25 protein-coding genes are annotated in these 24,006 nt (G+C 59.2%); 9 read left to right on the top strand and 16 right to left on the bottom strand.

The window, feature by feature from the left end:
- Positions 1-63 precede the first annotated feature (63 nt).
- Together AABM55_RS07765 and AABM55_RS07760 are read left to right on the top strand one after the other, a co-directional pair.
- Complete coding sequence (locus tag AABM55_RS07765) at positions 64-534, top strand: RNA methyltransferase (RefSeq protein WP_019692493.1); 471 nt, start codon at positions 64-66, stop codon at positions 532-534.
- Positions 535-611: 77 nt separating this feature from the next.
- Positions 612-986 carry a DUF2892 domain-containing protein gene (locus tag AABM55_RS07760; RefSeq protein WP_347929248.1) on the top strand — a complete coding sequence of 125 codons (375 nt, stop codon included), beginning with the start codon at positions 612-614 and terminating at the stop codon, positions 984-986.
- Between the two features lie 178 nt (positions 987-1,164).
- On the opposite strand, the gene AABM55_RS07755 is transcribed toward AABM55_RS07760, so the two are convergent.
- Together AABM55_RS07755 and AABM55_RS07750 are read right to left on the bottom strand one after the other, a co-directional pair.
- Positions 1,165-2,394, bottom strand: coding sequence for a hypothetical protein (locus AABM55_RS07755; protein WP_347929247.1), 1,230 nt, complete (start codon positions 2,392-2,394; stop codon positions 1,165-1,167).
- Positions 2,395-2,433: 39 nt separating this feature from the next.
- Positions 2,434-2,883: a YcgN family cysteine cluster protein gene (locus AABM55_RS07750; RefSeq protein ID WP_054596149.1), complete on the bottom strand. Its 450-nt coding sequence runs from the start codon at positions 2,881-2,883 to the stop codon at positions 2,434-2,436.
- A gap of 282 nt (positions 2,884-3,165) precedes the next feature.
- Here AABM55_RS07750 and AABM55_RS07745 point away from each other — a divergent pair, with 282 nt between their 5' ends.
- Positions 3,166-3,759, top strand: a complete 594-nt coding sequence (locus AABM55_RS07745; RefSeq protein ID WP_019692497.1) for a nitroreductase family protein — start codon at positions 3,166-3,168, stop codon at positions 3,757-3,759.
- Between the two features lie 192 nt (positions 3,760-3,951).
- Here AABM55_RS07745 and AABM55_RS07740 read toward each other — a convergent pair whose 3' ends face one another.
- The 4 genes from AABM55_RS07740 to AABM55_RS07725 form a co-directional block, all read right to left on the bottom strand.
- Positions 3,952-4,884, bottom strand: a complete 933-nt coding sequence (locus AABM55_RS07740; RefSeq protein WP_103316216.1) for a D-2-hydroxyacid dehydrogenase — start codon at positions 4,882-4,884, stop codon at positions 3,952-3,954.
- Positions 4,885-5,011: 127 nt separating this feature from the next.
- The gene (locus AABM55_RS07735; RefSeq protein ID WP_019692499.1) at positions 5,012-5,305 is read right to left on the bottom strand and encodes a YcgL domain-containing protein; all 294 of its coding nucleotides are present in this window, start codon (positions 5,303-5,305) and stop codon (positions 5,012-5,014) included.
- A complete protein-coding gene (gene rnd / locus AABM55_RS07730; RefSeq protein WP_054596147.1) occupies positions 5,302-6,435 on the bottom strand; it encodes a ribonuclease D in 1,134 nt (377 codons plus the stop codon). The genes AABM55_RS07735 and rnd overlap by 4 nt, the downstream gene beginning before the upstream one ends.
- Before the next feature lie 112 nt (positions 6,436-6,547).
- Positions 6,548-7,210: a class I SAM-dependent methyltransferase gene (locus tag AABM55_RS07725; protein ID WP_054596146.1), complete on the bottom strand. Its 663-nt coding sequence runs from the start codon at positions 7,208-7,210 to the stop codon at positions 6,548-6,550.
- Positions 7,211-7,415: 205 nt separating this feature from the next.
- Here AABM55_RS07725 and AABM55_RS07720 point away from each other — a divergent pair, with 205 nt between their 5' ends.
- The gene (locus AABM55_RS07720; RefSeq protein ID WP_347929246.1) at positions 7,416-8,201 is read left to right on the top strand and encodes a transporter substrate-binding domain-containing protein; all 786 of its coding nucleotides are present in this window, start codon (positions 7,416-7,418) and stop codon (positions 8,199-8,201) included.
- On the opposite strand, the gene cynR is transcribed toward AABM55_RS07720, so the two are convergent.
- A complete protein-coding gene (cynR, locus tag AABM55_RS07715) occupies positions 8,195-9,067 on the bottom strand; it encodes a transcriptional regulator CynR (RefSeq protein WP_347929245.1) in 873 nt (290 codons plus the stop codon). The two genes, AABM55_RS07720 and cynR, sit on opposite strands and share 7 nt — an antisense overlap.
- A gap of 208 nt (positions 9,068-9,275) precedes the next feature.
- Here cynR and AABM55_RS07710 point away from each other — a divergent pair, with 208 nt between their 5' ends.
- The 3 genes from AABM55_RS07710 (at position 9,276) to AABM55_RS07700 (ending at position 12,518) form a co-directional block, all read left to right on the top strand.
- The gene (locus tag AABM55_RS07710) at positions 9,276-10,460 is read left to right on the top strand and encodes a cyanate transporter (protein WP_347929244.1); all 1,185 of its coding nucleotides are present in this window, start codon (positions 9,276-9,278) and stop codon (positions 10,458-10,460) included.
- 14 nt (positions 10,461-10,474) lie between these two features.
- On the top strand, positions 10,475-11,386 hold the full coding sequence (locus tag AABM55_RS07705; protein ID WP_347929243.1) for a DMT family transporter: 912 nt from the start codon (positions 10,475-10,477) through the stop codon (positions 11,384-11,386).
- Positions 11,387-11,582: 196 nt separating this feature from the next.
- Complete coding sequence (locus AABM55_RS07700; protein ID WP_054596141.1) at positions 11,583-12,518, top strand: LysR family transcriptional regulator; 936 nt, start codon at positions 11,583-11,585, stop codon at positions 12,516-12,518.
- 18 nt (positions 12,519-12,536) lie between these two features.
- Here the strand turns inward: AABM55_RS07700 and AABM55_RS07695 are convergent, their stop codons facing one another.
- From AABM55_RS07695 to AABM55_RS07655, 9 genes are all read right to left on the bottom strand, one after another.
- Positions 12,537-12,902, bottom strand: a complete 366-nt coding sequence (locus tag AABM55_RS07695; protein ID WP_347929242.1) for a 5-carboxymethyl-2-hydroxymuconate Delta-isomerase — start codon at positions 12,900-12,902, stop codon at positions 12,537-12,539.
- An 83-nt stretch (positions 12,903-12,985) separates the two neighbouring features.
- Positions 12,986-14,176 (bottom strand): low temperature requirement protein A, encoded by a 1,191-nt coding sequence (locus AABM55_RS07690; RefSeq protein WP_347929241.1) that lies wholly within the window; start codon positions 14,174-14,176, stop codon positions 12,986-12,988.
- 78 nt (positions 14,177-14,254) lie between these two features.
- The gene (locus tag AABM55_RS07685; RefSeq protein ID WP_054596138.1) at positions 14,255-15,199 is read right to left on the bottom strand and encodes a LysR substrate-binding domain-containing protein; all 945 of its coding nucleotides are present in this window, start codon (positions 15,197-15,199) and stop codon (positions 14,255-14,257) included.
- A 100-nt stretch (positions 15,200-15,299) separates the two neighbouring features.
- Positions 15,300-17,396 carry a DUF6311 domain-containing protein gene (locus AABM55_RS07680; protein ID WP_347929240.1) on the bottom strand — a complete coding sequence of 699 codons (2,097 nt, stop codon included), beginning with the start codon at positions 17,394-17,396 and terminating at the stop codon, positions 15,300-15,302.
- Positions 17,393-17,779, bottom strand: coding sequence for a GtrA family protein (locus tag AABM55_RS07675; protein ID WP_103316206.1), 387 nt, complete (start codon positions 17,777-17,779; stop codon positions 17,393-17,395). Before AABM55_RS07675 ends, AABM55_RS07680 begins: the two co-directional genes overlap by 4 nt.
- Positions 17,776-18,486 carry a methyltransferase domain-containing protein gene (locus AABM55_RS07670; RefSeq protein WP_347929239.1) on the bottom strand — a complete coding sequence of 237 codons (711 nt, stop codon included), beginning with the start codon at positions 18,484-18,486 and terminating at the stop codon, positions 17,776-17,778. Before AABM55_RS07670 ends, AABM55_RS07675 begins: the two co-directional genes overlap by 4 nt.
- A 2-nt stretch (positions 18,487-18,488) precedes the next feature.
- Positions 18,489-19,457, bottom strand: a complete 969-nt coding sequence (locus AABM55_RS07665) for a glycosyltransferase family 2 protein (RefSeq protein WP_054596134.1) — start codon at positions 19,455-19,457, stop codon at positions 18,489-18,491.
- Positions 19,458-19,702: 245 nt separating this feature from the next.
- Positions 19,703-19,894, bottom strand: a complete 192-nt coding sequence (locus tag AABM55_RS07660; RefSeq protein ID WP_054596133.1) for a DUF1508 domain-containing protein — start codon at positions 19,892-19,894, stop codon at positions 19,703-19,705.
- A gap of 548 nt (positions 19,895-20,442) precedes the next feature.
- Positions 20,443-21,366: a LysR family transcriptional regulator gene (locus AABM55_RS07655; RefSeq protein ID WP_347929238.1), complete on the bottom strand. Its 924-nt coding sequence runs from the start codon at positions 21,364-21,366 to the stop codon at positions 20,443-20,445.
- A 501-nt stretch (positions 21,367-21,867) separates the two neighbouring features.
- On the opposite strand from AABM55_RS07655, the gene AABM55_RS07650 reads away from it, so the two are divergent.
- The gene (locus AABM55_RS07650) at positions 21,868-22,476 is read left to right on the top strand and encodes a thermostable hemolysin (protein ID WP_054596131.1); all 609 of its coding nucleotides are present in this window, start codon (positions 21,868-21,870) and stop codon (positions 22,474-22,476) included.
- Entirely contained in the window at positions 22,473-24,005 is a 1,533-nt protein-coding gene (locus AABM55_RS07645; protein WP_347929237.1) for an AMP-binding protein, read from the top strand. Before AABM55_RS07650 ends, AABM55_RS07645 begins: the two co-directional genes overlap by 4 nt.
- Position 24,006 lies beyond the last annotated feature (1 nt).

Here is a 24,006-nt window from a genome sequence, read left to right as displayed (position 1 = left end):
GAAACTGACCGTTCCCACCCAATCCCCGTATAATCGCGGTTTTTCTCGAAGGGCACCCCGCTCGTGGCAAACAAACGGTACAGCTGCATCGGTTTGTATAACCCCAAATCACCGGAGAACGTCGGTTCGGTGATGCGCGCCGCCGGCTGTTACGGCGTGGCGTCGGTGTTCTACACCGGCAAGCGTTATGAACGCGCCCGTGACTTTGTCACCGACACCAAGAAAATCCACCACGACATTCCGCTGATCGGCATCGACGACCTGAAGAAAATCCTCCCGCTGGGCTGCGTCCCGGTGGCGGTCGAGCTGGTCGATGGCGCCCGTTCGTTGCCCGAGTACACCCACCCGGACCGTGCGCTGTACATCTTCGGGCCGGAAGACGGTTCACTCGATAAAGAGATTCGCGAGTGGTGCGAAGACGTGGTCTACATCCCGACCACCGGCTGCATGAACCTGGCCGCCACCGTCAACGTGGTGCTTTACGACCGTATGGCCAAGGGCAATAACACCCGTTCCGGTCCAAAATTTCGCTGATACGCTGAGCGCGGCATGGAGCAAGGCGGCCGACTGCACAGTCAGCTGTATAGCCATTGCCCCTGAGGAGACAGATCATGAGCGACATCAAACGCGTAGAACCCACGCCGTTCCAGACGCAGCCAACGCAAAACGTCCAGGGCTGGGAACGCATCGTGAGCACGGCCGGCGGTGTAGTGATGGTCGGCAAAGGCCTGCGCCGTGGTGGCGTGTTCGGGTTGATCGAGGTGGCGCTCGGCGGTGTAGCCCTGGCCCGCGGTATCACCGGTCACAGTTCGGCAAAAAGTTTCTTCGAAAAAAGTCGTCAGGACCTGAACAACGCCCGTTCGAAAATCGAACGGGCCGGCGCAGAGCTCAAAACCCGTAAAGCCGATGCCGATGCCGATGCGGCAACCCGTACCGCGACGGTGACGGGTAATGATTCGCTGAAATCGCCCAAGGCCGGGGTTTGAGAAACACTGCAAAACCCTGTGGCGAGGGAGCTTGCTCCCGCCGGCCGGTCCGCGCTCGGGCATAGCAGTCGTAAATTCGACTTACACGGTTTATCTGTAAACCGCGTTTACCGCATTCAGGACCGCTTCGCGCTCCAGCGGGAGCAAGCTCCCTCGCCACAATTGCGCTTGACTCAAGTTATCTGAGCAACTCGGTGTCCAGCACTTTCGACGGCTCACCGATAATGCTCTCGGCCAACACCACAAACTCTTTGGTACTCACCCGCCCGAGGTCCATGGCGCCGCGCAACATGTCGTCCAACGAACGCTTGTTACGGGTTTTCAGGCGAATTTCGCGGTCCAGTTCCTGCAACAGCAACACCGCTTTGGCGAGCTGTGCCGTGCTGAGCTGATCGCCGCGCAGGGTGCTGACATGATGGCTGGCCTTAGTCATTTTATCTTCCAGCACCTGATAACGATCATCGCTCATGCCGCCGGCACGGCGCAGCAGTTCAATCGCGTAGTACTCGGCAAAGCCTTCATTGATCCAGTCACTGCGATCACTGTCCTTGATTCGCCCCAATACCTGGGCCAACTCACGGAGCAACGGGCTGCTGCCGCTTTCGCTGACCAACGGCAAATGACTGTGCAGATAAATCGATTCGTGCCCGGCCAGGCTGCCGCGCCACATCGGGTCCGCGGCCCCCACAATCAGCAGCTTGCCGGGATGACGCGGATACAGCGCCTGCACTTGCGGCCAGACGAAGGTCAGCAGCGTCAACACGTCCATCCGGTGCATGCCCTGCCCTTGCGGCGAGGCAACCGTGACTTCGGTTTCGCCCAGGCGTGTGCGACGACTGCCCAGGTTGCCGGCGAGTATCCAGCCCGTAGGCCGGTCGAGCCGTCGAGCAACGTTGTCGATGCGAAAGCGGTTCTTGCCGACCCGCGGCCAGGAAGTCTCGACGCTTTTCCAGCCTTCCGGCAATTCGAACTCGAGACGCGATACCAGCTCGACACCGTCCTGCTGATCCAGGCGCGCCGCCGGAACCAGGTCGTCGCCACGCATCAACGCCCAATTCGGCGTCATACGGGTATCGAAACTGGAATTCTTGAAGGTGTGACTGATGCGTACCCGGTAGGTCAGGCTGGCCTTGTCAGCGCCCGGATGCCAGACGCCACGCGCTGCGTTGCCCGGCATGAGTTGCCACTGACCATCGGCCTTGAAGTCGCTGTACTGGCTGCCATCGCCCAGATCAAAATCCAGGCTGTGCACCACCGAGCCACGTGCCAGGGTCAAGCGCACTTCAGCCTGATCGCTTTGCGGCAATAATCGTACGTGGTAATCGAGATCGACTTTTTTTGCCGCCCATACCGGTGAACTCAGCACCAGCAACGACAAAACCATCGGCAGCTTCAACCCAACAGCCATACACACTCCTTCGTGACTTGCTCGTACTACGACAGGTGCTTAACCCGCCCGAAAAATCAGATGATCTTCCCAATCATCCTCAGCCACGCTGCCTTCGGCGAGCATACGCCCGGACTGGGAAATGCGCTCGTGGTGCACGGCATCCCGATCGCCGCAAACCAGGTGATGCCAAAGCGGCAAGTCCTTGCCCTCGCTGACCAAACGGTAACCGCAGGTCGGCGGCAGCCACTTGAACTGATCGGCCTTGCCCGGCGTGAGCTGGATACAGTCCGGTACCGAGTCGCGACGGTTCGCGTAGTCGGTGCACTGGCAGGTTTTCAGGTCCAGCAGTTTGCAGGCGATGCGCGTGTAGTAGACGCTGTTGTCTTCTTCGTCCTCAAGCTTTTGCAGGCAGCACAGGCCACACCCGTCGCACAACGACTCCCACTCCTCTTGATCGAGTTGTTCGAGGGTTTTGCGTATCCAGAAAGGTTCGACTTTGGCGGCCATGGCTCAAGCATCAACATCAGGTGGTGAAAAGGCCGCCAGTCTAGTGCCCCCGCCCCTGCGGGCCAAGTGCTGGCGACTGCCGGTAGAACAGAACTTGTCAGTTATGCCGCCACGAAGTAGCTTTGCCAGTCGCAACGACCCATGCCAAGGTGCCATAAACGCTCTACCGCGTTGCATTCAGGGCAATTGCCCCGGGTCTGAAAAACCTCACTGCCCAGCTCCACTGCGCGCGTCGGTTTTTACTCAACTTTTCCTTCATAAATGTAGTCAGGAAACTCGTCCATGAGCGCTAATCCCCGCGTTGCCGAATATGCCATTCACCCACAGTTCACTGATCGCTGGTCGCCGCGCGCCTTCACCGGTGAAAGTATCCCTGAAGAGACCCTGCTGAGCTTTTTCGAAGCGGCTCGCTGGGCACCGTCGGCCTACAACTCGCAGCCATGGCGTTTTCTCTACGCGCGCCGCGATACGCCGAACTGGGAGCGTTACCTGGGTCTGCTGAACGAGTTCAACCGCAGCTGGGCGCAACACGCCTCGGCCCTGGTGATCGTGATCTCGAAAACCACCTTCACCGCGCCAGGCGCCACCGAAGAAACCGCCGCCCTGTGGCACACCTTCGACACCGGCTCCGCCTGGGGCCATTTGGCCCTGCAAGCCTCTATCAGCGGCTGGCACACCCACGGCATGGCCGGTTTCGATCAGGAGCTGACCCGCAAGGAGCTGAATATTCCTGAAGGCTACGCGCTGCACGCGGCAGTCGCGATTGGCAAGCTGGGTGACAAGGCGACGCTCGCCGATTACCTGCAGGCCCGGGAAGTCCCAAGCCCGCGTCGCCCGCTGAGCGAGCTGGCGGCTGAAGGCGACTTCACCCTGTAAGCCACACTGAAAAACCTGTGGCGAGGGAGCTTGCTCCCGCGGGTCGGTCCGCGCTCGGGCGAAGCAACCCCAAGACTGGCAACCGCGCTTTATCTGATAGAACGCATCCGCTGGTTTACGACCGCTACGCGGCCGAGCGGGAGCAAGCTCCCTCGCCACAACAAGCTCACTCCCACAGTTGTTCGGAGTTGATCAGTAGCCCCGTGTGAAATCCACTTCGCCGCGCAACGCTTCGCCCGCCTGAAACGCCCGCAGATTCTCGACAAACAACTGCACCATCATTGGCGGTGAGGTAGGTGCCGAGCTGTGGCCGGTCAGCAGCAAGCCCCAGGCGGTCCAGAATGGATGGCGCTGCGGCAACGGTTCCTGACGGCAGACGTCGATCACCGCCCCTGCCAGATGCCCTTCCTTCAAGGCCTCTACCAGGTCCGCATCGACCACCGCCACGCCACGCCCGACGTTGATGAACAAACCGGTCGACTTGAACTGCTTGAACAACGCGGCGTTGTACAGATCGTGAGTGTTCGGCGTATTCGGCAGCAGGTTGACCACGTAATCGACTTCACCGACCAGGCGCCCCAGATCCTCCAGCCCCGCGACCTCAATGAACGGCGCCTGCTCGCGCGGCGAACTGGCGATCCCGTACAGCTTGACGCCAAAAGGCACCAAGAACTGCGCCACGCTCTGACCGATATCGCCGGTACCGACGATCAGCACCTTGCGCCCCGCCAGGCTCTGGCCCAGACGGTTGTCCCACTTGCGCTCGACCTGGCTGACCAGTCGCGCCAGCACTTCGCGCTCATGGCCAAGCATGTAGGTCAGCACATATTCAGCCATCATCTGACCGAAAATCCCGACCGCACGGGTCAGCCGATAGTGGCGTGGCAAGCCGTCGGCGAGCAACGGTGTAATACCGGCCCAGGTCGATTGCAGCCACTGAGGCTCATGACCTTGACGCAACAGCGTCGCCAACAGGTCCGGCTGGCCGAGCCATACCGGGCAGTCGGCGGCCATGCTGGCCAGTTCAGCGGAGTCGCCGCTGGTCAGTACCTGCAGTTCAGGCGCGGCCTGACGCAACAGTTGGGCATATACAGCGTGGTCGTGTTCGGCAATCAGAACGCGCATGGTTCAAACCTTCAAAAACAGTGCACAAGGCCGCCGAAGGAGTGTTTCTCCCTCGCTCGCGGCCCTAGCCAAAATTATCAATTCCATTGTTTCCAGAGGCTCTGGACAGAGCCTCTACAGATATCCGTCAAACCGGATCATTACGTCGTAGCAGCTCTTCCGGCAAGTGTTCGATGTACTCGTCTTCAGCCGGCGGCATTTGCAGGTGATAGCCCTGCTTGTCGAGGTTTTCCAGGACCACCGTGATGTCTTCGCGCGAGAGCTTGCGCTCGGGGGTCAACACCAGGTCGAAGGCGTGATGCGGTTTACCGAACGCCAGCAGCAGGTTTTCCGGGACGCGCTCCAGTGCATCGCTTTTGAGCACATAGAGGTACATCTCGTTTTTTTTCAGGCTTCGGTAGATCGAGCAAATACGTTTCAAGGCTGTTCTCCGGCGGTGGCCAGGCAGTCGAGCAGGGCCTGGCCCATCAATTCGCGGCGCCAGCCACGCAGCGAATCAGGCAATTGGTAAGGGCCCTCGGGGAAGCCGCTCTTGAGCAAGGCTTCGAGGGTTTTCTTGCGCAGCATCAGTTCCGGGGCAATGTTCAAGCGTTCAGCTTCGGCCTGACCGAGCGCCCGCAGCCGCTTGACCAGTGCCGCGGCTTCCACCGGCAAGGGCTCCGGCACCGCTGGCGGCCACTGGTCCGGCGGGACACTGCCGGCCTGCTTGATCAAGCCCAGCAGGAACTCACCGTCCTGACGCACGGTGCGCGGGTGCATGTCTTCGATTTTCGCCAATGCCCCGAGATTGTCCGGCTGGGTGCGTGCCAGCGGCCACAACGAATGCTCGCGCACGATGCGGTTGCGCGGCAGATCGCGGGCACGGGCCTCGTGCTCGCGCCAGGCGCAGAGTTCACGCAGCACGGCGAGTTGCGCGCGGGAAAGTTTCCAGGCCAGCTTGGCTTCGCGATACACCTCGTAAGGGTCGACTTCGCGGCGCAGGTTGGCCACCAGTTCGGCGCCATCTTCCAGGACCCAGGCGTACTTTTCGTCCGACAGCTTCGGCCGCAGATGCACGAAAACCTCCGCCAGATGCACGGCATCTTCGGCGGCGTAGCTGATCTGGGTTTCCGAGAGCGGACGTTGCAGCCAGTCAGAACGGGTCTCACCTTTGGGCAGGTCGATGCCGAGCACCTCCGACACCAGACGCGAGTAGCCCATGGAGAAACCCAGATTCAGGTAGGCAGCCGCCAGTTGCGTGTCGAACAATGGCGCCGGCAGGCTGCCGGTCAAGCGCAACAGGACTTCGAGGTCTTCGCTGCAGGCGTGCAGCACTTTGACCACTGCCGGGTTTTCCAGCAATTGGGCCAGCGGTTGCCAGTTGTCGATCGTCAACGGATCAATCAGGAAAGCCCGCTCGCCATCGCCAATCTGCAACAGGCCGGCGATCGGATAAAAGGTGTCGACCCGCATGAATTCGGTGTCGAGGGCGACGAACGGCAACTGCTGCCATTGGGCGCAAAACTGACCGAGGCTATCGTTGTCGCGAATCCAGTGAATATCGATGGCCACACGGCTCTCCCTTGAAGAATGGCGCGCAGTATATATCGGCCCCGGCGATTTCCGCGCACTGACTGAGCAAGCGCTTGAGCGAAACTCCCGCGGCTCGAGAAGAATAGGACAACTAGTCGGCTTTATGCAGCACGTAGACTCGCGGCAGGTCGCTGCCAGGCAGGGTGTCCAGGTACTTGAGCGTCTTGAAGCCCGCTTGCCGAAACTCTGCCTCAAGTTCGGCCTTGGTCGCCAGTTGGTGCGCTTGTGCATCCTCGCCGAACCGCGCACGCAGCTTGAAATACCCGTCTCGCTGTACCGACACGATCAGCGCGTCGCGACTGACCCGGTGAAACTCACGCAGCATCGCCAGGCGATCTTCACTGTTTTCGATGTGCTGAAACAACGGCATGCAAAAAATGCAATCCACGGAATTTTCCGGCAAACCGATGGTGAATGCCGAGCTCTGAAAGGTTTTGACCCGTTTGAGCAGCTCGGCCGGATGATGAGTCTGGGCATGGTCGAGCATTTCCTGGGACGGGTCGGTGGCGAGAATCACCCGGTTGGTATGCTCGGCCAGCACCGGCCAGTTGCCCCCTGCCCCGCAGGCCACATCGAGAATCAGCCCCGGTTCGCCGGCCACCTTGAGTGCGCGCCGCACCAGTCGCTTGCCACGCCACTGCAAAAACCGCTGCACCAGCCCACGGGGATGCCGCTGGAGGCAGACTCGAGCGTGCTCCTGATCGTAGCGTCGAGCACATTCGTGCTCGACTGAGGAAGGGGGTTGCGCAGACATAACTGGCGACTCTTGATAAAGGAAACGACTTACTGGCGACAGGTTATCAAGTTGCGCGTGAAAAAAAGGTTTAATGACGATGCCGGGGCTAGCCTGCAGCTTTTGCTGCGCCGCACGCTGGTTTCACCCTTGCACCAGCGCACCCGGCCAACAAATACTGACGTCGACCTCCCCTCCTCCTCTGGCAACACTCAAGGACGACCCGATGAAAGCTCGTTTACTGCTCTGCTCCTTGCTCACGTTCAGCGTCCAGGCAATTGCCCAGAATGCACCTTCGCACCTGGACCAGGTGATTGAACGAGGTCATCTGAAGGTCTGTACCACCGGCGATTACAAGCCTTACACCTACCTGCGCGCAGAGGGCGGATACGAAGGGATCGATATCGCCATGGCCCAATCCCTGGCGAAAAGTCTGAACGTTGATGTGCAATGGGTCCCCACCACCTGGAAGAACCTGATGACGGACTTTCTGGCTGACCGTTGCGATATCGGTATGGGCGGCATTTCGGTTTCACTGGAGCGGCAGAAAAAGGCGGCTTTCAGCGACACGCTGGGCGTCGACGGAAAAATCCCGCTGGTGCGTTGCGAAGATAAACAACGCTATCAAACCGTCGAACAGCTCAACCAGTCGTCCGTGCGGCTGATCGAGCCGGCAGGCGGTACCAACGAAGTGTTTGCCCGCACTCACCTGCCCAACGCCACGCTGACCCTGTTCCCGGACAACGTGACGATTTTCGAGCAATTGCTGGAAAACAAGGCCGACGTGATGATCACCGACGCTTCCGAAGCACGCTACCAGCAGAAGCTCAAACCCGGTTTGTGCGCGGTCAACCCCGAGCAGTACTTGCAGTACAGCGAGAAAGCCTACTTGCTGCCTCGCGATGACGTGGCCTGGAAAGCCTATGTGGATCAGTGGCTACACCTGAGCAAAGCCACGGGCGCCTATGATGCGGTGCTCGCCCAGTGGTTGGCGACCGCCCCCAGTCACTGAACACTGACCAGCACCCGGAATGCCTCACTCGCCGCGCTGCGATAAGCGCCCTTGCGACTGAGCAAGGCCACCGTGCGTTGTGGCAACGCTGGTTGCAGCGCCAGCGGGCGCAACCCCGGCAACGCATGGGTAATGGCTTCGGGGAGAATGGTCGCTAGGTGCCCGCGACGAACAATCTCGACAATCGCGCTGATGGAGTTGGCTTCGATGACGATGCGTGGCGCGATGCCTTGCTGTCGGCAATACAGGTCAATGTGCTGACGGGTTGCAAAGTCGCCGCTGAGCAACACCAGCGACTGCTGGCCCAGCGTCTGCGCGTCGAGTGCTTGTTGCCGGACAAACCCCGGATGCGCCTCACTGACGACCAGGCTCAAGGTTTCGGCAAACAGCGTCTGGCTGTCGATGTCCGCCAGGTGACTGCCGGTGAATGCGATGCCGAGGTCCAGTCGGTCTTCGGCCAGCGCGGCCTCGATCTGGTCCTGGGTCATCTCCTCGACGCTCAGGGTGAGGCCCGGGTACAGGCTGTTGAAACGCGCCAGCAACGGGCCGATCAGGTAGGCGGTGAAAGTCGGCGTCATGGCCAGCCGCAACGAGCCGCGTGTCAGGTCCTGCACGTCGTGCATCGCCCGTTTGGCCGCCTCCAGGTCTTGCAAGGCCAACCGCGCATAACGCACATACGCCTCGCCGGCATCGGTCAAACGCACCGTGCGCCCGGAACGATCGAACAATGGCGCACCGAGGACATCCTCGAGTTGCTTGATCTGCTGCGACAGCGTTGGCTGCGAGACATGCAATGCCTCGGCCGCCCGAGTGAAGTTGCGATGCTCGGCGACGGCGAGCAAGTAACGGATATGGCGTAACAGCATGCCGGCTCAACTATAGACATGGATTATGGATGGCATCATAAGCTGGTCCGCGACGCTATGGCTGGAAACAGTATCCGTGCGCCTTCCCTTGCGACTTTTTCCGGTAAGCCGAGCAGTATTTAATTTTTAAATACTGCACATGACTTTCTGATTTGCCGACGCCCGCCGCGCACCGCCTAATCCATACCTTGTCCTTCAAGGTATGGTTATGGAAAACGTTCGCGCCACCTCCCGCCCCGCTGTCTGGCTGATGATCGCCGTGATCCTCGTCGCCCTGAACCTGCGTCCGTCGATGGCCGCCGTCGGTCCGCTGTTGTCGGCCATTCGCGGCGATATTGCGTTGAGTTTCAGCCTGGCGTCGCTGCTGACCATGTTGCCGGTGATGGCCATGGGCTTGGCGATGTTCTTCGGCATGAGCGTCAGCCGGCGCCTGGGAGAACATCGAACAGTGGTGCTGTCGCTGCTGATCATTGGCTTGGCCACTGTCTCCCGACTGTTCCTCGATTCGGCCGCCGAACTGATCCTCAGCGCAGTCCTCGCCGGCATCGGCATTGCGCTGATCCAGGCCTTGATGCCGGCGCTGATCAAATCCCGCTTCAGCGACAACGTCTCGTTGTTCATGGGGCTTTACGTCACCTCGATCATGGGCGGCGCGGCCATCGCGGCATCGTTCGCGCCCTTGGTGATGACGCGTACCGGCAGCTGGCGTGTGGGCTTGGCGATCTGGGCGCTGTTGGCACTGCTCGCCTTGCTGCTCTGGTATGGCCAACGTCACGCCGTCCCGGCGACGCCTGCCGCCGTGCAACGCAAAGAAGCGTTTTTCAGCAATTCGCGCGCCTGGCTGCTGGCGATTTTCTTCGGCTTGGGCACCGCGGCCTACACCTGCGTGCTGGCCTGGCTGGCCCCGTACTACGTCGAGAAAGGCTGGAGCGAGCAGAACGCCGGCCTGCTGCTAGGCTTTTTGACGGCCATGGAGGTGATCTCTGGCTTGCTGACGCCGGCTATCGCCAACCGTAGCCGCGATAAACGACTGGTTCTGATGGTGTTGCTGGGATTGATCATGGCCGGCTTCTGCGGGCTGATCCTCAGCCCGCAACACCTGAGCCTGCTCTGGCCGTGTTTGCTGGGCCTGGGTATTGGCGGCTTGTTTCCCATGAGCCTGATTGTCTCGCTGGATCACCTGGACAATCCGCAGCGCGCCGGTGGGCTCACGGCATTCGTGCAAGGAATCGGCTATTTGATCGCCGGCTTGTCGCCACTGATCGCCGGGATGATTCGCGATCAACTGGGCAGTTTCGAATGGGCCTGGTGGTCACTGACGGCAGTGATGCTGTTGATGGTTCTGATGGTGTTGCGCTTTGACCCACGGCATTACGCCAAACACATTGATTGATCAGGGGCACACCAATGAAACAGATCAGTTTCGCCTCCGCCAACGCGGGCATGTTGCTTTGGGCTGCGTTGGTTGCCGCCTCGTTTTTCGCCGCTGCCGAGGTCAGCCAATCCATCGACCCGATCCTGCTGACCGGCCTGCGGCTGCTGTTTTCGGCTTTGGCATTTCTGCCGATGCTGCTGCTCAACGGCGGCACCGCGATCACCGCCAAAGGCCTTGTCAGTCATGCCTGGCTCGGGCTGTTGCTGGCCGTGTATTTCGGCTCGTTATTTGAAGCGCTGCGCTACACCTCGGCGGTCAACACCGGAACCCTGTTTACCCTGGTGCCGTTGATGACGCTGTGCTTCGAGGCCTTCCTGATACCTGGCAACCGGTCGAAAAGCCGTCTGCTGCCGATGCTGATTGCGGCGGCCGGTGCGCTGCTGCTGATCCTCAAGGGCACAGGCCCCGGCGAAGTCCCTTCGCTCTACGCGGTGTCGGTGTTCGGGATTGGCTGCCTGGCGATGGCCCTCTATTCACCGTTGAGTCAGCGCTTCAAGGCCCACAGTCTCAAGGGTCGTGGGCCCGTGGTGATGACGTTCTGGAACATGCTCTTCGGCTCGCTGTTCCTGTTCGCGTTCAGCCTGGCCAATGGCGGCTGGCGATCCGGCGCCCTGTTGTCCGCCCACGACCTGTTCTGGCTGGTCTACCTGGCGCTGTTCGCGACCCTGGCAACCTTCTGGTTGCTGCACCGGGCGATCGGGGTGATTGCACCGTCCACGGTCATTTCCTACGTCTACCTCAGCACGTTGTTCATCACCTTGTTCCATTGGTTCTGGCTGGCGCAGCAACCGCTGATGCTGGAAGTCGTGGGTGCCTTGCTGGTGGCCATCGGGATGCTCGCGCTGGTGATGTCCAGTCGTCGCGCACTTACGGTAACTGCGTAAACACAGCGGCTGAAGGCTGAAGGTGCTCACCCGCCTTCGGCCCGGATTGCGACAGACGTCGCATTTGCTACAACTTCTGTCCCACACTTGTCCGTGAATAATCCTACGAACCATTCTCCTAGGACGATCGTTCCGCTAGCATCACTCGCACACGTTTGCGCACAACTTGCGCAACGAGCGGAGTGAGATAGTACGGATGCTGAACAGTAACTTGCTTAGAAAGCTCGACATGCAGGACCTCATGGTGTTCATCGCCGTGTATGAGCAAAGCAGCGTCACCGGTGTGTCTGAAGCGCTGTTTGTCAGCCAGTCCACGGTGAGTTACTGCCTGAAGAAACTGCGCACCAGTTTCGAGGACGAGTTGTTCATCAATACCCGCACCGGTATGCGTCCGACCTACAAGGCCGGCACCATGTACACACACGTGCAGAAGATTCTCGAAAGCATCAACCTGTGCCATGCCGGGGTTCAGGCGTTCGACCCGACGCAGCAAGCCGTGACCTTCAATATCTGTGCGCCGGAATACTTCGAGCAACTGATCCTGCCGCGGCTATTGAAAAACTTCGATTTCGCCGACCTGCCGGTGATCGTCAATGTGCACAAACTCGAAACCGACATACCCGCCGAAGAGCTGCGCGATGGCAGCCTCGACCTGGTGATCGGCTTCGGCCCGAACTTTCATCGCAGCCACACTGATTTCAGATCCCAGGTGTTGCTTGAGGACGATCTGGTGTGCGTTTTCGATAAACGGGCGACGCCGCTGGAGCCTCGCATCAGCCTCAAAGCCTACGTCGAGCGCCGACACGTGTTCCCCACGCCGTGGACGTCCACCACCAACATGGTCGACGGCTGGCTCGCCCAACAGGCGCACAAACGCCAGATCGTTGCACGCGCCAACAGCTACAGCGCTGCACTGAAGCTGATCACCGGGACCGACTTCATTCTGACCATGCCCCGGCGCATCCAGCACCTGCTGGCCAAAGACTCGGTCTTCAGCCATTGCGAGGCGCCGAACGGCGTACCAGGGTTCACCCTTGAGATGCAGTGGAGTCAAACCCACGAGCTGGACAGCGCCAACACCTGGCTTCGCGAGCAAGTGGTCAAGGCCTGCACAGAACAGGGTTTTATCTGAGGATCGGCGCGCAGGGTATCAGTGACTGATGGCAGTCTTGGCGTAGGAATCGCGATCGATATCCAGAATCTCGACGCATAGCTGCACATCAACACTGGCAGGCCATTCGCAGAGATCCTGCACCACCGCCAACAGGCTCTCGGACAATTGCTTCTTGATCGCGGGCGAGCGCCCGCTCAGCAATGCCAGCTTCACATGCACAAAACCACGCTCGCCCAACCCGGTGCCGACCCGGAATGCGTCGACCTGCACCGCACGGCTCTTGATATCGTACTCTGCGGAAAACTGCCCGGACGCCACTAATGCGTTGTTCAAGCGCAACAACGCCACATCGGCATTGAGGTTCGGCAGGTTGGCGGTGTACTCCATGTGCAGGTGAGGCATTGCGATGCTCCTTGAGGATTGAACGAAGGGCCGTAGATATACCATAGAGCGCCCCAGCCCTTCCCCGCGAAAACACCTGCGCGTCAATGCTCCTGCGCCGGTAGCGATTCACGCAGTACCCGCGTTTCCCACGCGGCTACCAGAATCATCACCGTGGTGGTCAGCCCTCCCAGTACCAACACTGAAAACAGCTGATTCAGCGCCGCAGGCAAAAGCGCGAGCAGCAGCGCCAGGCCCGCCAGATGAGACAGCGGCGGCAAAATCCGATCGGCCATGACCCACTTGAACAACGCACACCCCAGCAAGAACAGCCAGGGCCCGGCGACAATCACGAGGATCCCGGCATCGCTCGCCTGTTCCGGATGCACCAGCACCAGCTCATCGGCCACCGCGCTGACGATGATTCCGGCAACGATCAACACATGCAGATAGGTGTAGGCAATCCGCGCCTGCCGCCCAGGGTCGCTGGAATGGGCGATCCGGTGGTGAGCGCGCTCGGCGCCGCTGTCGAAATACACCCACCACATGGCCACGCTACCCAGCACGGCAATCAAAAAACCCGCCAGCGCCTGCCAGTTCAGCACCAGATCGGCGAACGTTGCGCCAGTCACCAGCAACGACTCGCCCAGGGCAATGATCACGAACAGACCACAGCGCTCGGCCATGTGATTGCCCTCGACGTTCCAGTCGGCCAGCGTTGAACGGCCGAGCCCCGGCACCCAGAAGTACAACGACGGCGAGATCAGTTCGATCAGTAATGCCAGCGCCCAACAGGCCAGGCGCTGATCGCCTTCAAGCAGCGCGCCGCTGATCCAGAACACCCCGGACAGCACCATCCACGCCAGGATTCGCTGGAAGTTACGGGTCATATTCAACGGCTCGCCACGCACCGCCCAGATCGCGAACAGCGTGCGGCCGACCTGCATGAAGACAAAGGCTGCGGCGAACATCACTCCATGCTCGGTAAAAGCCTTGGGAATCGACGACGACAGCAACAGGCCGGCGACCATCAAACCGAACAGGCCGAGGCGGATCGGCAACTTTTCGGGGTCCAGCCAGTTGGTCACCCAAGAGGTGAAGATCCACACCCACCACACCGCCACCATCATCAAGGCGACCTGCACCGCGCCACCTAGCGTCAGGTGCGCGAGCAAGGTGTGAGAAAGCTGGGTGACGGCGAACACGAACACCAGATCGAAAAACAGCTCGATCATGCCAACCTTGCCACTGTCTTGACTGCCGCGCCCACGCAACAGAGAACGGGAACTGCTCATGGGATGGATCTCCGGTCAGTCATCGGGAAAACACTGGCAGCAAAACAACACTATGTCGGGCAAGCAAGCCGCCGCCGGTTACCGTCCGAGCAATTTGTCGCTCTGTATCCCGGACACACCGCGCTCGCTCATGAAGGCTTCGAGCCGTGCACGCAGCCAACGTTCGGCGGGGTCGCTATCGACGTGGCTCAACCAGACCATGGACAGGTCCAGGGTCGGCGTCTTGAACGGGAACGGTTCCATGAACAACTGACCCGAGGCGGCCATCGCCGCTGCCGCGTAGTCTGGCAGGCTGGCAATCAGGTCGGTCCCCGCGAGCAGGGCCGGCAAGGCACTGTATTGCGGCACCGAGAGCACCACCTGGCGCTTGCGACCGATCTCGGCCAGCCACTCGTCGGCATAACCGCTGACATTGGCCGTGTGCGAAACCAGCACATGCGGCCGTGCACAGTACTCATCGAGGGTCAGCGGCGTATCGCAGGCATCGGCGCGCAGTATGCAGGGCTGAATGTGCCGCAACAGTTTGCGCTTGGCATTGGCCGGCAGGCCGCGGGTCTGGCTGATGCCGACCGTGATGTCACCGGACGCGAGCAAGTCCGGGATCCGCCAGTAATCGACATGCTGAACCACGAACACCACTTGCGGCGCTTCCTGGCGCAATGCGCGCAACAGCGGTGGCAGCAGGCCGAATTCGACGTCATCGGACAAACCGATGCGAAAGGTCATGGTGCTGCTGGCAGGTTCGAAGTGGTGGGTCAGGCTCAACGCCGAGGACAACGCATCCAGCGCCGGCGAGAGGTGTTGAATCAGTTCCTCGGCCCGCGCCGTTGGCTCCATGCGGTGGCCGACCCGGATAAACAGCGGATCGTTGAACATCGCCCGCAAACGGTTGAGTGCCGAGCTGATGGTCGGTTGCCCGAGAAACAGCTTCTCCGCCACTCGCGTCACGTTGCGTTCGAGCATCAGCGTCTCGAATACCACCATCAAATTGATGTCGGCCTTACGCAGTTCATTGCGGTTCATCAGCTGCTCCCGGCTCTCAATACTTAGGCCAGTTTAGAAAGGCCGGGGGGACGGCGTCTATCGGTATGAGCGCTGCATGTGAACCAGAGGCTGCGGCGACTTACTGTACGGTCAACGACTTCACCCCCAGGCCCATCACGCGCTGATCTTCCCCAAGTCCCAGCTGTTTCGGGCTGATCGCGTCGGGTAACTGCACATGAATCCGCATCAGCGTGTCCCTGGCGATGGCTTCGTGGATGGCCGCAGTCAGGGGGATTTCGATGCGATTGTCCTGAAGCTGGGTCAGGTGTGTCGAAACGGCTTGTACGCCGTTGATGGTAAAAACCACGTCCTGACCAAGATGCATCGGTAGCACAAAGGCCAGCGCCTCGATCACGATGGATTGAGCCTGAGGTTGAACCCGAAGCACGATCTCAGCCTCCTCTCCCTCGGACCATGTGCCCCAGGTTTCCGGGGTAGACCAGCCATGGGCCAGATGAGGGGTCTTGTAGTTGAACCGTTGTTGCTGCCCGAGTTTGATCAACGGCACTGACTGCATCGAACGCCCTTCGTCCACGACCGGAAGGCATTCAGCACATTGCTTCCAGCCCGGCGCAAGCACCACCAAGCCGTCAATGCGGGCCAGCAGATCGGTATCGCTGTTGACGCTTTTCACTGCGTCAAGCATGGCACTTTCGTCGAGGATATACAGCGAATCACGGTCGAACTGCCCAGTCTTGAGCATTTGTCCGGCTTTTTGCTGAGCGTGCTCAAGCGCCGTAGAACTCATACGCCCCAGATAAGCCGTATCGGTTTTCAGACCATGAGTAGCCGCGTAGGTGGCTAACGGGAGCCAGGTCTGCGACTGGTTCTGCGGCGGTAAAGAACGAATATTCGCGTAGTGGGCGGCGGCGCTGGACCAGAACGGGTCATGCAATGCTGTTGACCATTCGGAGGTAGGCGTCATCATCCTCGCGTACCGTAAACCCACCCATCCGTTGCGGGTATCAACGACCTGAACAACCAGTGCCAATGCCAGCAAACACAGCGCGGTGCGCGGCCGGTTACCACGCACCACCAGGAAAATGACGGCAAACACGATGGCATAGAACACCGGCCAGAACATCCGCCCCGACGCCCGAAAGATATTCGCCAGCTTGATGATTTTTTCCGGCAATGGGTAATGAACACTGAGCAGGCCGACACCGATCTCGTTCGAGAGCGCAAACAGCGTCAGCCCAATCAACGCCAACAGCAGAACCGGCAAACGGCGCACCGCACTGCCAAAGTCAGTTGTACGTCGCAGCAGTACGACGCAGGCGCAGATCGCCAGCACCAGCGTCCCCAACCCGAGGTAGTTGAAACCCTCGTAGTCGCCGCTGGCCTCGGGCAAGTCCGGCAAGATCAACGACCAGCCGCTGGAGTCGATCGGTGCCAGCAGATTCATGCGGTACAAGCCAAAACCACCGGAAGCCATACCATCCGCGATACTGAAATAGCCCGCCTGCCAGCAGCACAGACTCACCAGCAAAAACAGCAAGACCACCTCGATGAATGCAGTGCATCGAGTCAACTGGCCTTTGAGGGTTCGGCCGGCAACATCGGCTACCCAGATCAAAGCCACCATGGCCAGCAGATAAGCGTGGATCATCGCCGTCGCCGCCAACAGCGCTCCCCAGGCCACCCGGCGCTTCTGCACGCCCGGGTGCAGGGCCAGATAGAGCGCGGCCAGAATCAGAAAATGCCCGGCCAGGGACAAATGCCCCCCCATGCGCAAGAACATCGGCGGCGAAAACAGAAACAGGCCTGACCCCAGCACCCTGAGCGCAACACTGGGCGTAACCAGCCCCAGCAACTTCCAGGCAAACCAGGCTTGCAGAACAAAACATGCCAGCAGCCAAATACCGAAATACTGGAACGTCTCGGGAAGGATTGAGTTGAAGGGTTTGAACAGCAGCGCCAACAGCGGATTGGAATCGGAAAAAATGATCGCACTGCCCAGTTCCAACCCATAGGACGGGTTAAGTCCGAGCGGAAAAGTCCAGGGAGAATGTCGAAAGAACGTCCAGCCCAAGTAATGGGTCGCCGGATCGCCGCTTTCCAGCCAGGCAATGTTTTGCGGGTCCAGGGCCCGTGGCCCGATCACCATGAAAAATGCCACCACGCCCATTAACAGGGGCAATAACCCGATCGCCCAATGCTTGCCCGAAACCTTCATCGATACGTCCAGAAGTTATGCAATACAAACGTAAAGGCCGGAATGGTCAGCGCCACCGCCCCTATCCCCAGCAAGTAATGAAGCCCGGCCATTTGTGCGGCCCAGGCCACCAGCATCGCCAGTAGTAAACCGGCCCCGGAAACCATCATGAAGCGCGCCAGCGTCCGGCCATGCAATCGGCTGGAAAAACTCCAGCTCGTGTTGATCACATAAGAAACCAGGGTCGCCACAGAAAACGCTACACCGTTGGCCACGGGTGGCAGCGCCAGCACGTAGTTGATGAGCAACACGGCCACCACCGCATGCAGGGCCGTTACGAATAACCCGGTCACGGCAAAACGCAGGCCACGCTTGATCAGGGCTGATTTTTCGGCTGAGGTCACGGTTTCTGCGCCAGCACGAACACCGTCAGACCCGCCAGGCGGTTCGCGCCCATGAACGGACGTTCGATACTGCACAAGGTCTTGAGCAGCGTATTGACCAATGGATGGTGCTGCTTGAGTTGCGAGCGTGGCGGCGAAGGCTGTGCGCCTTGGGACAGCAACCGCAGGGTCGCTGCAATCGGGAACACCGCGCCGAAATAATAAGCCCCCTTCTTCACTATCAAACCGGAGTCCCTGGCCACTGCTTCCATTTGCGCCAAGGTATAGCGCCGTTTGTGTTCAAGAAAGTCATCGTGCCCACTCCAGAGAAACTGGAACGCCGGCACGGTTATCAGGAAACGACTCCCGGACGGGACTTTATCGACGTACGCCTTGAGTAACCCGACATCGTCATCGACATGTTCCAGCACATCCATCAGCAGCACCAGATCGGCATCAACCGAGTCGATCGAACGGCGATAGTGCACCGGTTTCCCGGCGGTCGTGGCATCCGAATCCGCTTCGTAGCTGATGTCCACGCACCAGGCCTCGGTGGCTGCCGTATGGGTCAGCAGATGATGGGAAAAGAACCCCGAACCCGCACCTACGTCAAGAATCCTGTCGACCCGCGCATTGCCCAGCAAACGAGTCGTCGCCGCCGCTTTCGAGCGGTAATACCAATGCTGCTCGATGCTTGAACCGAGGATGTCGGTTTCCTTGAGATCCATGGTCAGTCCTTGGCGTTATGGACGCGACGCACCAGAAAAACCGGGCGGCGTTTTGATTCGATGTAGGTTCTGCCCAGGTACTCACCCAGCACCCCGATACCGATCAATTGCAGCCCCCCCAGAAAGGTGACGGCAACCATCAGCGAGGCGTAGCCCGGGACATCGATCCCGGTCAACAACGTCCGCAGCACAATGAAAGTGGCAAATGAAAAAGAAACCACCGACACCAACAGCCCCAGATACGTCCAGACCTTGAGCGGGTCGGTGCTGAAACTGGTGATGCCTTCCAGCGCGAAATTCCACAAGCGCCAGCCATTGAATTTGCTTTCCCCCGCCACCCGCTCCGGACGCTCGTAATCGACATGGGTCGTCCGAAACCCGACCCAGGCGAACAAGCCCTTCATGAAACGCCGTGACTCCGGCAAGGTCTGCAAGGCATCGATCACGCAGCGGTCCATGAGCCGAAAATCACCGACATTTTTCGGCAGCGGCTGATCAGAGATTTTGTTGTGCAGGTGATAAAACCAGTTGGCGGAGGTTTGCTTGGCCCAAGAGTCGTTGTGACGACTCACGCGATGGCCCAGCACCACTTCATAGCCTTCACGCCAGCGGGCGATCATCTGGAGGACAACTTCGGGAGGGTCCTGGAGATCGACATCGATGGGCACTACCACCTGGCCAGTGGCAGTCTGCAAGCCCGCGGTCAACGCCGCTTCCTTGCCGAAATTGCGACTCAGATCGACGATTCGCACGCGGGGGTCAGTCTTCTGGCGCTCCAGAAGCAGCTCCAGCGTGGTGTCGGTACTGCCGTCATTGACGAACACCATCTCCAGACCGACCAGCGCCTCATCCTTGAAGACGTCAGTGATCCGCGCCATGAACAAATCGATGGTGGCAGCTTCATTAAAGACCGGAATGACGAGCGATAGCGCCACATGCTCGCCCCAATGCGTTCCATGCTGATGAGTCACTGATTGCTCTTTTTATAGTGATTTTTCTGCTATCCGAGGTCGCCGGCTAATCTCCAGCGCCATGAGCTGCGTGACATTAAGCAGGAGCGTGGGAGGTGATGCAAGGGCGAAACTGCGGCGATTTTGGCCATTCATTTACCCCCCCTTTCGCCACCTGGCGGATGACCTGATTCAGCAGACGCCAAAGCTGCGAAGCTGCTCGATGTGCCTGAGCAGCTTCGTTTCCACACACCAACAGGTACAGCCTAGATTTCCTTCACCGACGTTTCGTTGTGGACGCTTTTGATCAACCCGATCACGTGCAGGCAATCCGCCTTGTTGACGTACGACTCGCCGCTGGCAACCGTCTCATGATTGGCCGCCCTTAAACGCCAGCGCCATTGGCCCTTCCCGGTAAGCGGGGTGCCTCGTGACTGCCTGTAGATCTCAAAGTACATGGTTCGCTCCTTGCGACTGCTGATAACGACAGACTCCTGGTCTGTGCAGGCAGAGTAGACGAGTGATTCAAGATTTAACGGCGATCAAAAGTAAGCAGACATTACCCAAAATACCCTCCACCCCAACGAAAGCCAACAGACACTGAGGCCAGTTAAAAGGCTGACTGAACAGTGTCATTTTTCAGGAAATCGTACTTATTTTTCATACAGAGCCTAGGCCGCATTCATCCCGACCTGCTGGAAAAAAGCACGGAACAAACAGGATCGTTCCGTCTTTGCACCACCCCCATACCTGTTTGCTGCGACCGCTATACGCCCGATGATGAGCACCCTGGGTGGATATACCTCAAAAAAGTCGCTTTTTTGTTCATCACCCGCCAAGGGATAGTCCTGTCATCTCATCGATTTCAGGAAATACCCCATGCCGTCTCTATAAGCACGGGGAACAGTGCGCCAAAGCCGAAGAGGTCAAACGCATCAATCAACTCCTCAAGAGCCTGCCGAGCGCCGAGGATAATTGACCAGCCCACCCGTCTCGGTCGACCACATCAGAGCGCCAGGGCCAGAGTATCGGCCTTGGCGCTATTAATGTTCCGGCACTGCTCGCGAATGATGTCGGTCATCAGCCGGACTTCCGGGTTGAACCTGTACTCTTCCAGGAATCCCATATACATCGGCACGTTGCATTCGCGTTGATGACACAGTGGTACCAGGCGCAACTGACCGCTCGCCAGCTTGTCGCTGACCATGTGTTCAGGCAACCAGGCAAAACCCAGACCGCGTTCGACAAACGTCAGCGCGGTGCTCAGGTTGCTTACGGTCCAGCACTGGGACGCGCCGGACCAACTGCTGTTCTGGGAGTTGCGGATAGCCGAATCGCTAACCACGATTTGCCGGTAGTCTTTCATGTCAGCCAGGCTCAGCTCGCCATTGAAATGGGCCAGAGAGTGATCAGACGCCACGACACACAGCAGTGAAACGTTGAGCAGGAACTCCTGGATATAGCCCTCCGGCAGACTACTGGCGATGCCCAACTCGACCTTGCCGTTTTCCAGCAATTCGTATGCGCCGGACACGGCCGTTTCGTGAAGCCGGACATGGTACCCCTGCAAAACCGAAGAAAAGCGTGACAGCGCTTGCTCCAGCACGTTGGCGGGAAACAGCATGTCGACCGCCAGCGAGTGTTCGATACACAACCCCGGCTGGTACTGAATGGCCAGTCGCTCAAGCTTTTTCGCCGAGCCCAGCAGATGCTTGGCCTGAGGCAACAGGGCCTGGCCCAGAGGTGTCAATACGGCCTTGCGCCCCTCGATCAGGAACAGTTCCTGACCCAGCAGGGTTTCCATGCGGTTGACCGAATGGCTGACGGCCGACTGTGACTTGAACATATACTCGCCGGCCTGCTGGAAACCTCCACACTCGACTGTAGAAACAAAAGCCTGCCACTGGTCGAGACTGATCCTGGAAAACATTCGAACCTCCATGTCCGTATCGGGTAAAAACCACCGCTACTGCGGCTCGGCGTTTTACCACAAAAAAACCTCTCGCCCTACACCATCGATACCGCGATTGCCCTCATGCCTCACATGAAGATTCTGAATGAATAGCGACTAATTAATTCATTTAAAACAATCAAGCCGCTCATGATAAAACGCCACGCCAAGCAGGACGCTATCTCATTAATCCATCGGAAGGATTCGCTACTCGCTGACACGTCAAACCACGCCCCTATCTTCCGTTCAGAAAAAACCGCACATCCCCTTGTGGCCTTTTCTGCGGAGGCGTGTGGCAGCCTGAAAATTCGTCACAACTGAATAAAAACACTATAAAAATCAATCCAATAACTTGATTAAACCACGCTATTACATAGGGCATGGATAAGCCGCCTGTTGCCGTAACAACAGGAGGTTTTAGCACTGTTGTACCAAAACAACCCGTCTATCGATCCACGCAGAAAAGAAAGGAAAACTTGCATGCGTACTCAAGTAGCCAAACGCAACACCCTACTCTGGAAGTCCGCCGTTGACTTTGTTAAACGTCGGTATATGAAAGCCTTTAACGCCATCATCGAGCCATCTCCCGAGTACTTTTTAATCGTATTCGATAACAATGACTCCATTCAGTCGTGTGCCGGTTTCAGTTTCGCCAAGTCAGGCCCTCTATTGTCCGAGTGTTATCTGGACTCACCGTCCGAGGAGACGCTGTCGCGCATCACCAACACCCGGATTGAACGCGACAGCATCGTCGAAATCGGCAATACCGCATCGATCAATTCGGCTGCCGGCCAGACCCTGTTCAACATGCTCTCAATGGTGACCTGGTGCATGGGCGCACGCTACGTGCTGTGCACCTGCACACCGCAATTGATCAAATCGATGGGCTACTGCAACGTCAAGGTCAACAAGATCTGCGATGCCGACCCGCAACGCATGACCCCACAAGCGGAAGTCGAATGGGGCTCCTACTACGAGCAGACGCCCATCACCGGCTACATCAAGCTGGGCGATATGAAGCGTCACTATCACGAGACCGTCCTCAAGACCGTTTTCCGACTCGACGTGCAGAGCGAGCAAGCAGCATGACGCATTTCGTCGAAGACTTGCTGGCCCAGGCCCAACGCACACCGGATGCCGTGTGCGTCGTCGATATTCCTGCGGCAGACGGCACGGGTGGGCGGCGCCTGACCTACACCCAGGTGCTGGAGCATGCCCGGCAGCTGGGGCAACACATGAACCGTCAGTTCACCGACGAAAAGCGCACCATCGGCATCGTCATGCGCAACAGCAGCGACTGGGTCATCGCCGACTTCGCCTGCCTGCTCTTCGGCTTCACCTCCTTGCCGCTGCCGTTGGGCTTCAGCAAGTACCAGGCCGAACACCTGGCCTTCGAATGCTCGGGCTTCCTGGTCGATGACAAAGGCCGGGAGACGTTGGAAAAGCGCTGGGAAATCGACCTGAACGCCAGCCGCCTGATCCATGTGCCCAGCGCACTCGAGACCCCGGCTCCGGTGCCGACGGGCCCGAGCTTCATCGACAGCGCCGATGCCGAATGGACCTGCAAAGTCATCCACACCTCCGGCACCACCAGCAAGCCCAAAGGCGTGAAGCAAAGCCTGGGCGGCCTGAGCGCCGTGCTGCAATCGCTACTCGGCGTGGTCCCGGCCAGCTATCAAGAGCGCTACCTGTCGGTGGTGCCGCTGAGCCTGTTGATCGAACAGGTCACGGCGGTCTACCTGCCGCTGCTGTCCGGCGGCACGGTGTACTTCCTCGACGAGCACACGCCGTTGATCGGCGAAGCGGGCTTCGACACCTCGGCGATTCTGGCGCAACTGCTCAAAACCCGGGCAAGCGCGGTGACCGTACCGCCGATCATGCTCGACGTGCTCCTTGAAGTGGCCGAGCAAAACACCGACACGGAGCTGCTGTCGTTGCTGCGCAACGAGTTGTACATCACCGCCGGTGGCGCTCCGATCAGCAGCGAAAAACTGCAGCGCCTGAGCGCGCAGGGTATTCAGGTTCATCAAGGTTACGGATTGAGCGAGAACGGTTCGGTGGTGAGCGTCAACACCCCGGCCAACAGCAAGCTGGGCAGCGTTGGCAAACCCCTGCCGCACGTCCAGGTCCGGGTGACGGATCAGCAACGGGTAGAAATCAAAAGCAGCTCGATGTTCCAGGGCTACTCGTGGGTCGATCCGAGCGCCTGCTCCTTCACCGAGGATGGCTGGCTGCGCACCGGTGATATCGGCGAGTTCGATGACCAGGGTTTCCTGTTCATCACCGGACGCGAGAAAAATATCATCTGCCTGCCCAATGGCCGCAATGTTTCTCCGGAACAAATCGAGCTGGAGTTCAAAGAGCAAACCGGCGTGAACGATGCACTGATGTTCATGACCACGGACGGGCAACTGGCGATCGTACTCAGCATCGGACCGCTATTCGATCACCAGCACACCCGGGACTGGGCGCAACAGCGCTTCTCGGAAGTCGAACTGCCGCAGGCCATCTGGCCACTGGCGCCGGACGCCCCGCAGTTGCAAAGCCTCTATGCCCTCAATGGCCCGGCCCGTAGAGCGCACGCCTCCGACCTGCATCGTCAGACATGTACTCACTAAA

The sequence above is a fragment of the Pseudomonas helvetica genome (assembly GCF_039908645.1).
Taxonomy (GTDB): domain Bacteria; phylum Pseudomonadota; class Gammaproteobacteria; order Pseudomonadales; family Pseudomonadaceae; genus Aquipseudomonas; species Aquipseudomonas helvetica.
Note: the sequence above shows the minus strand (reverse complement) of the source record. Positions and strands in the feature narration are given on the sequence as shown.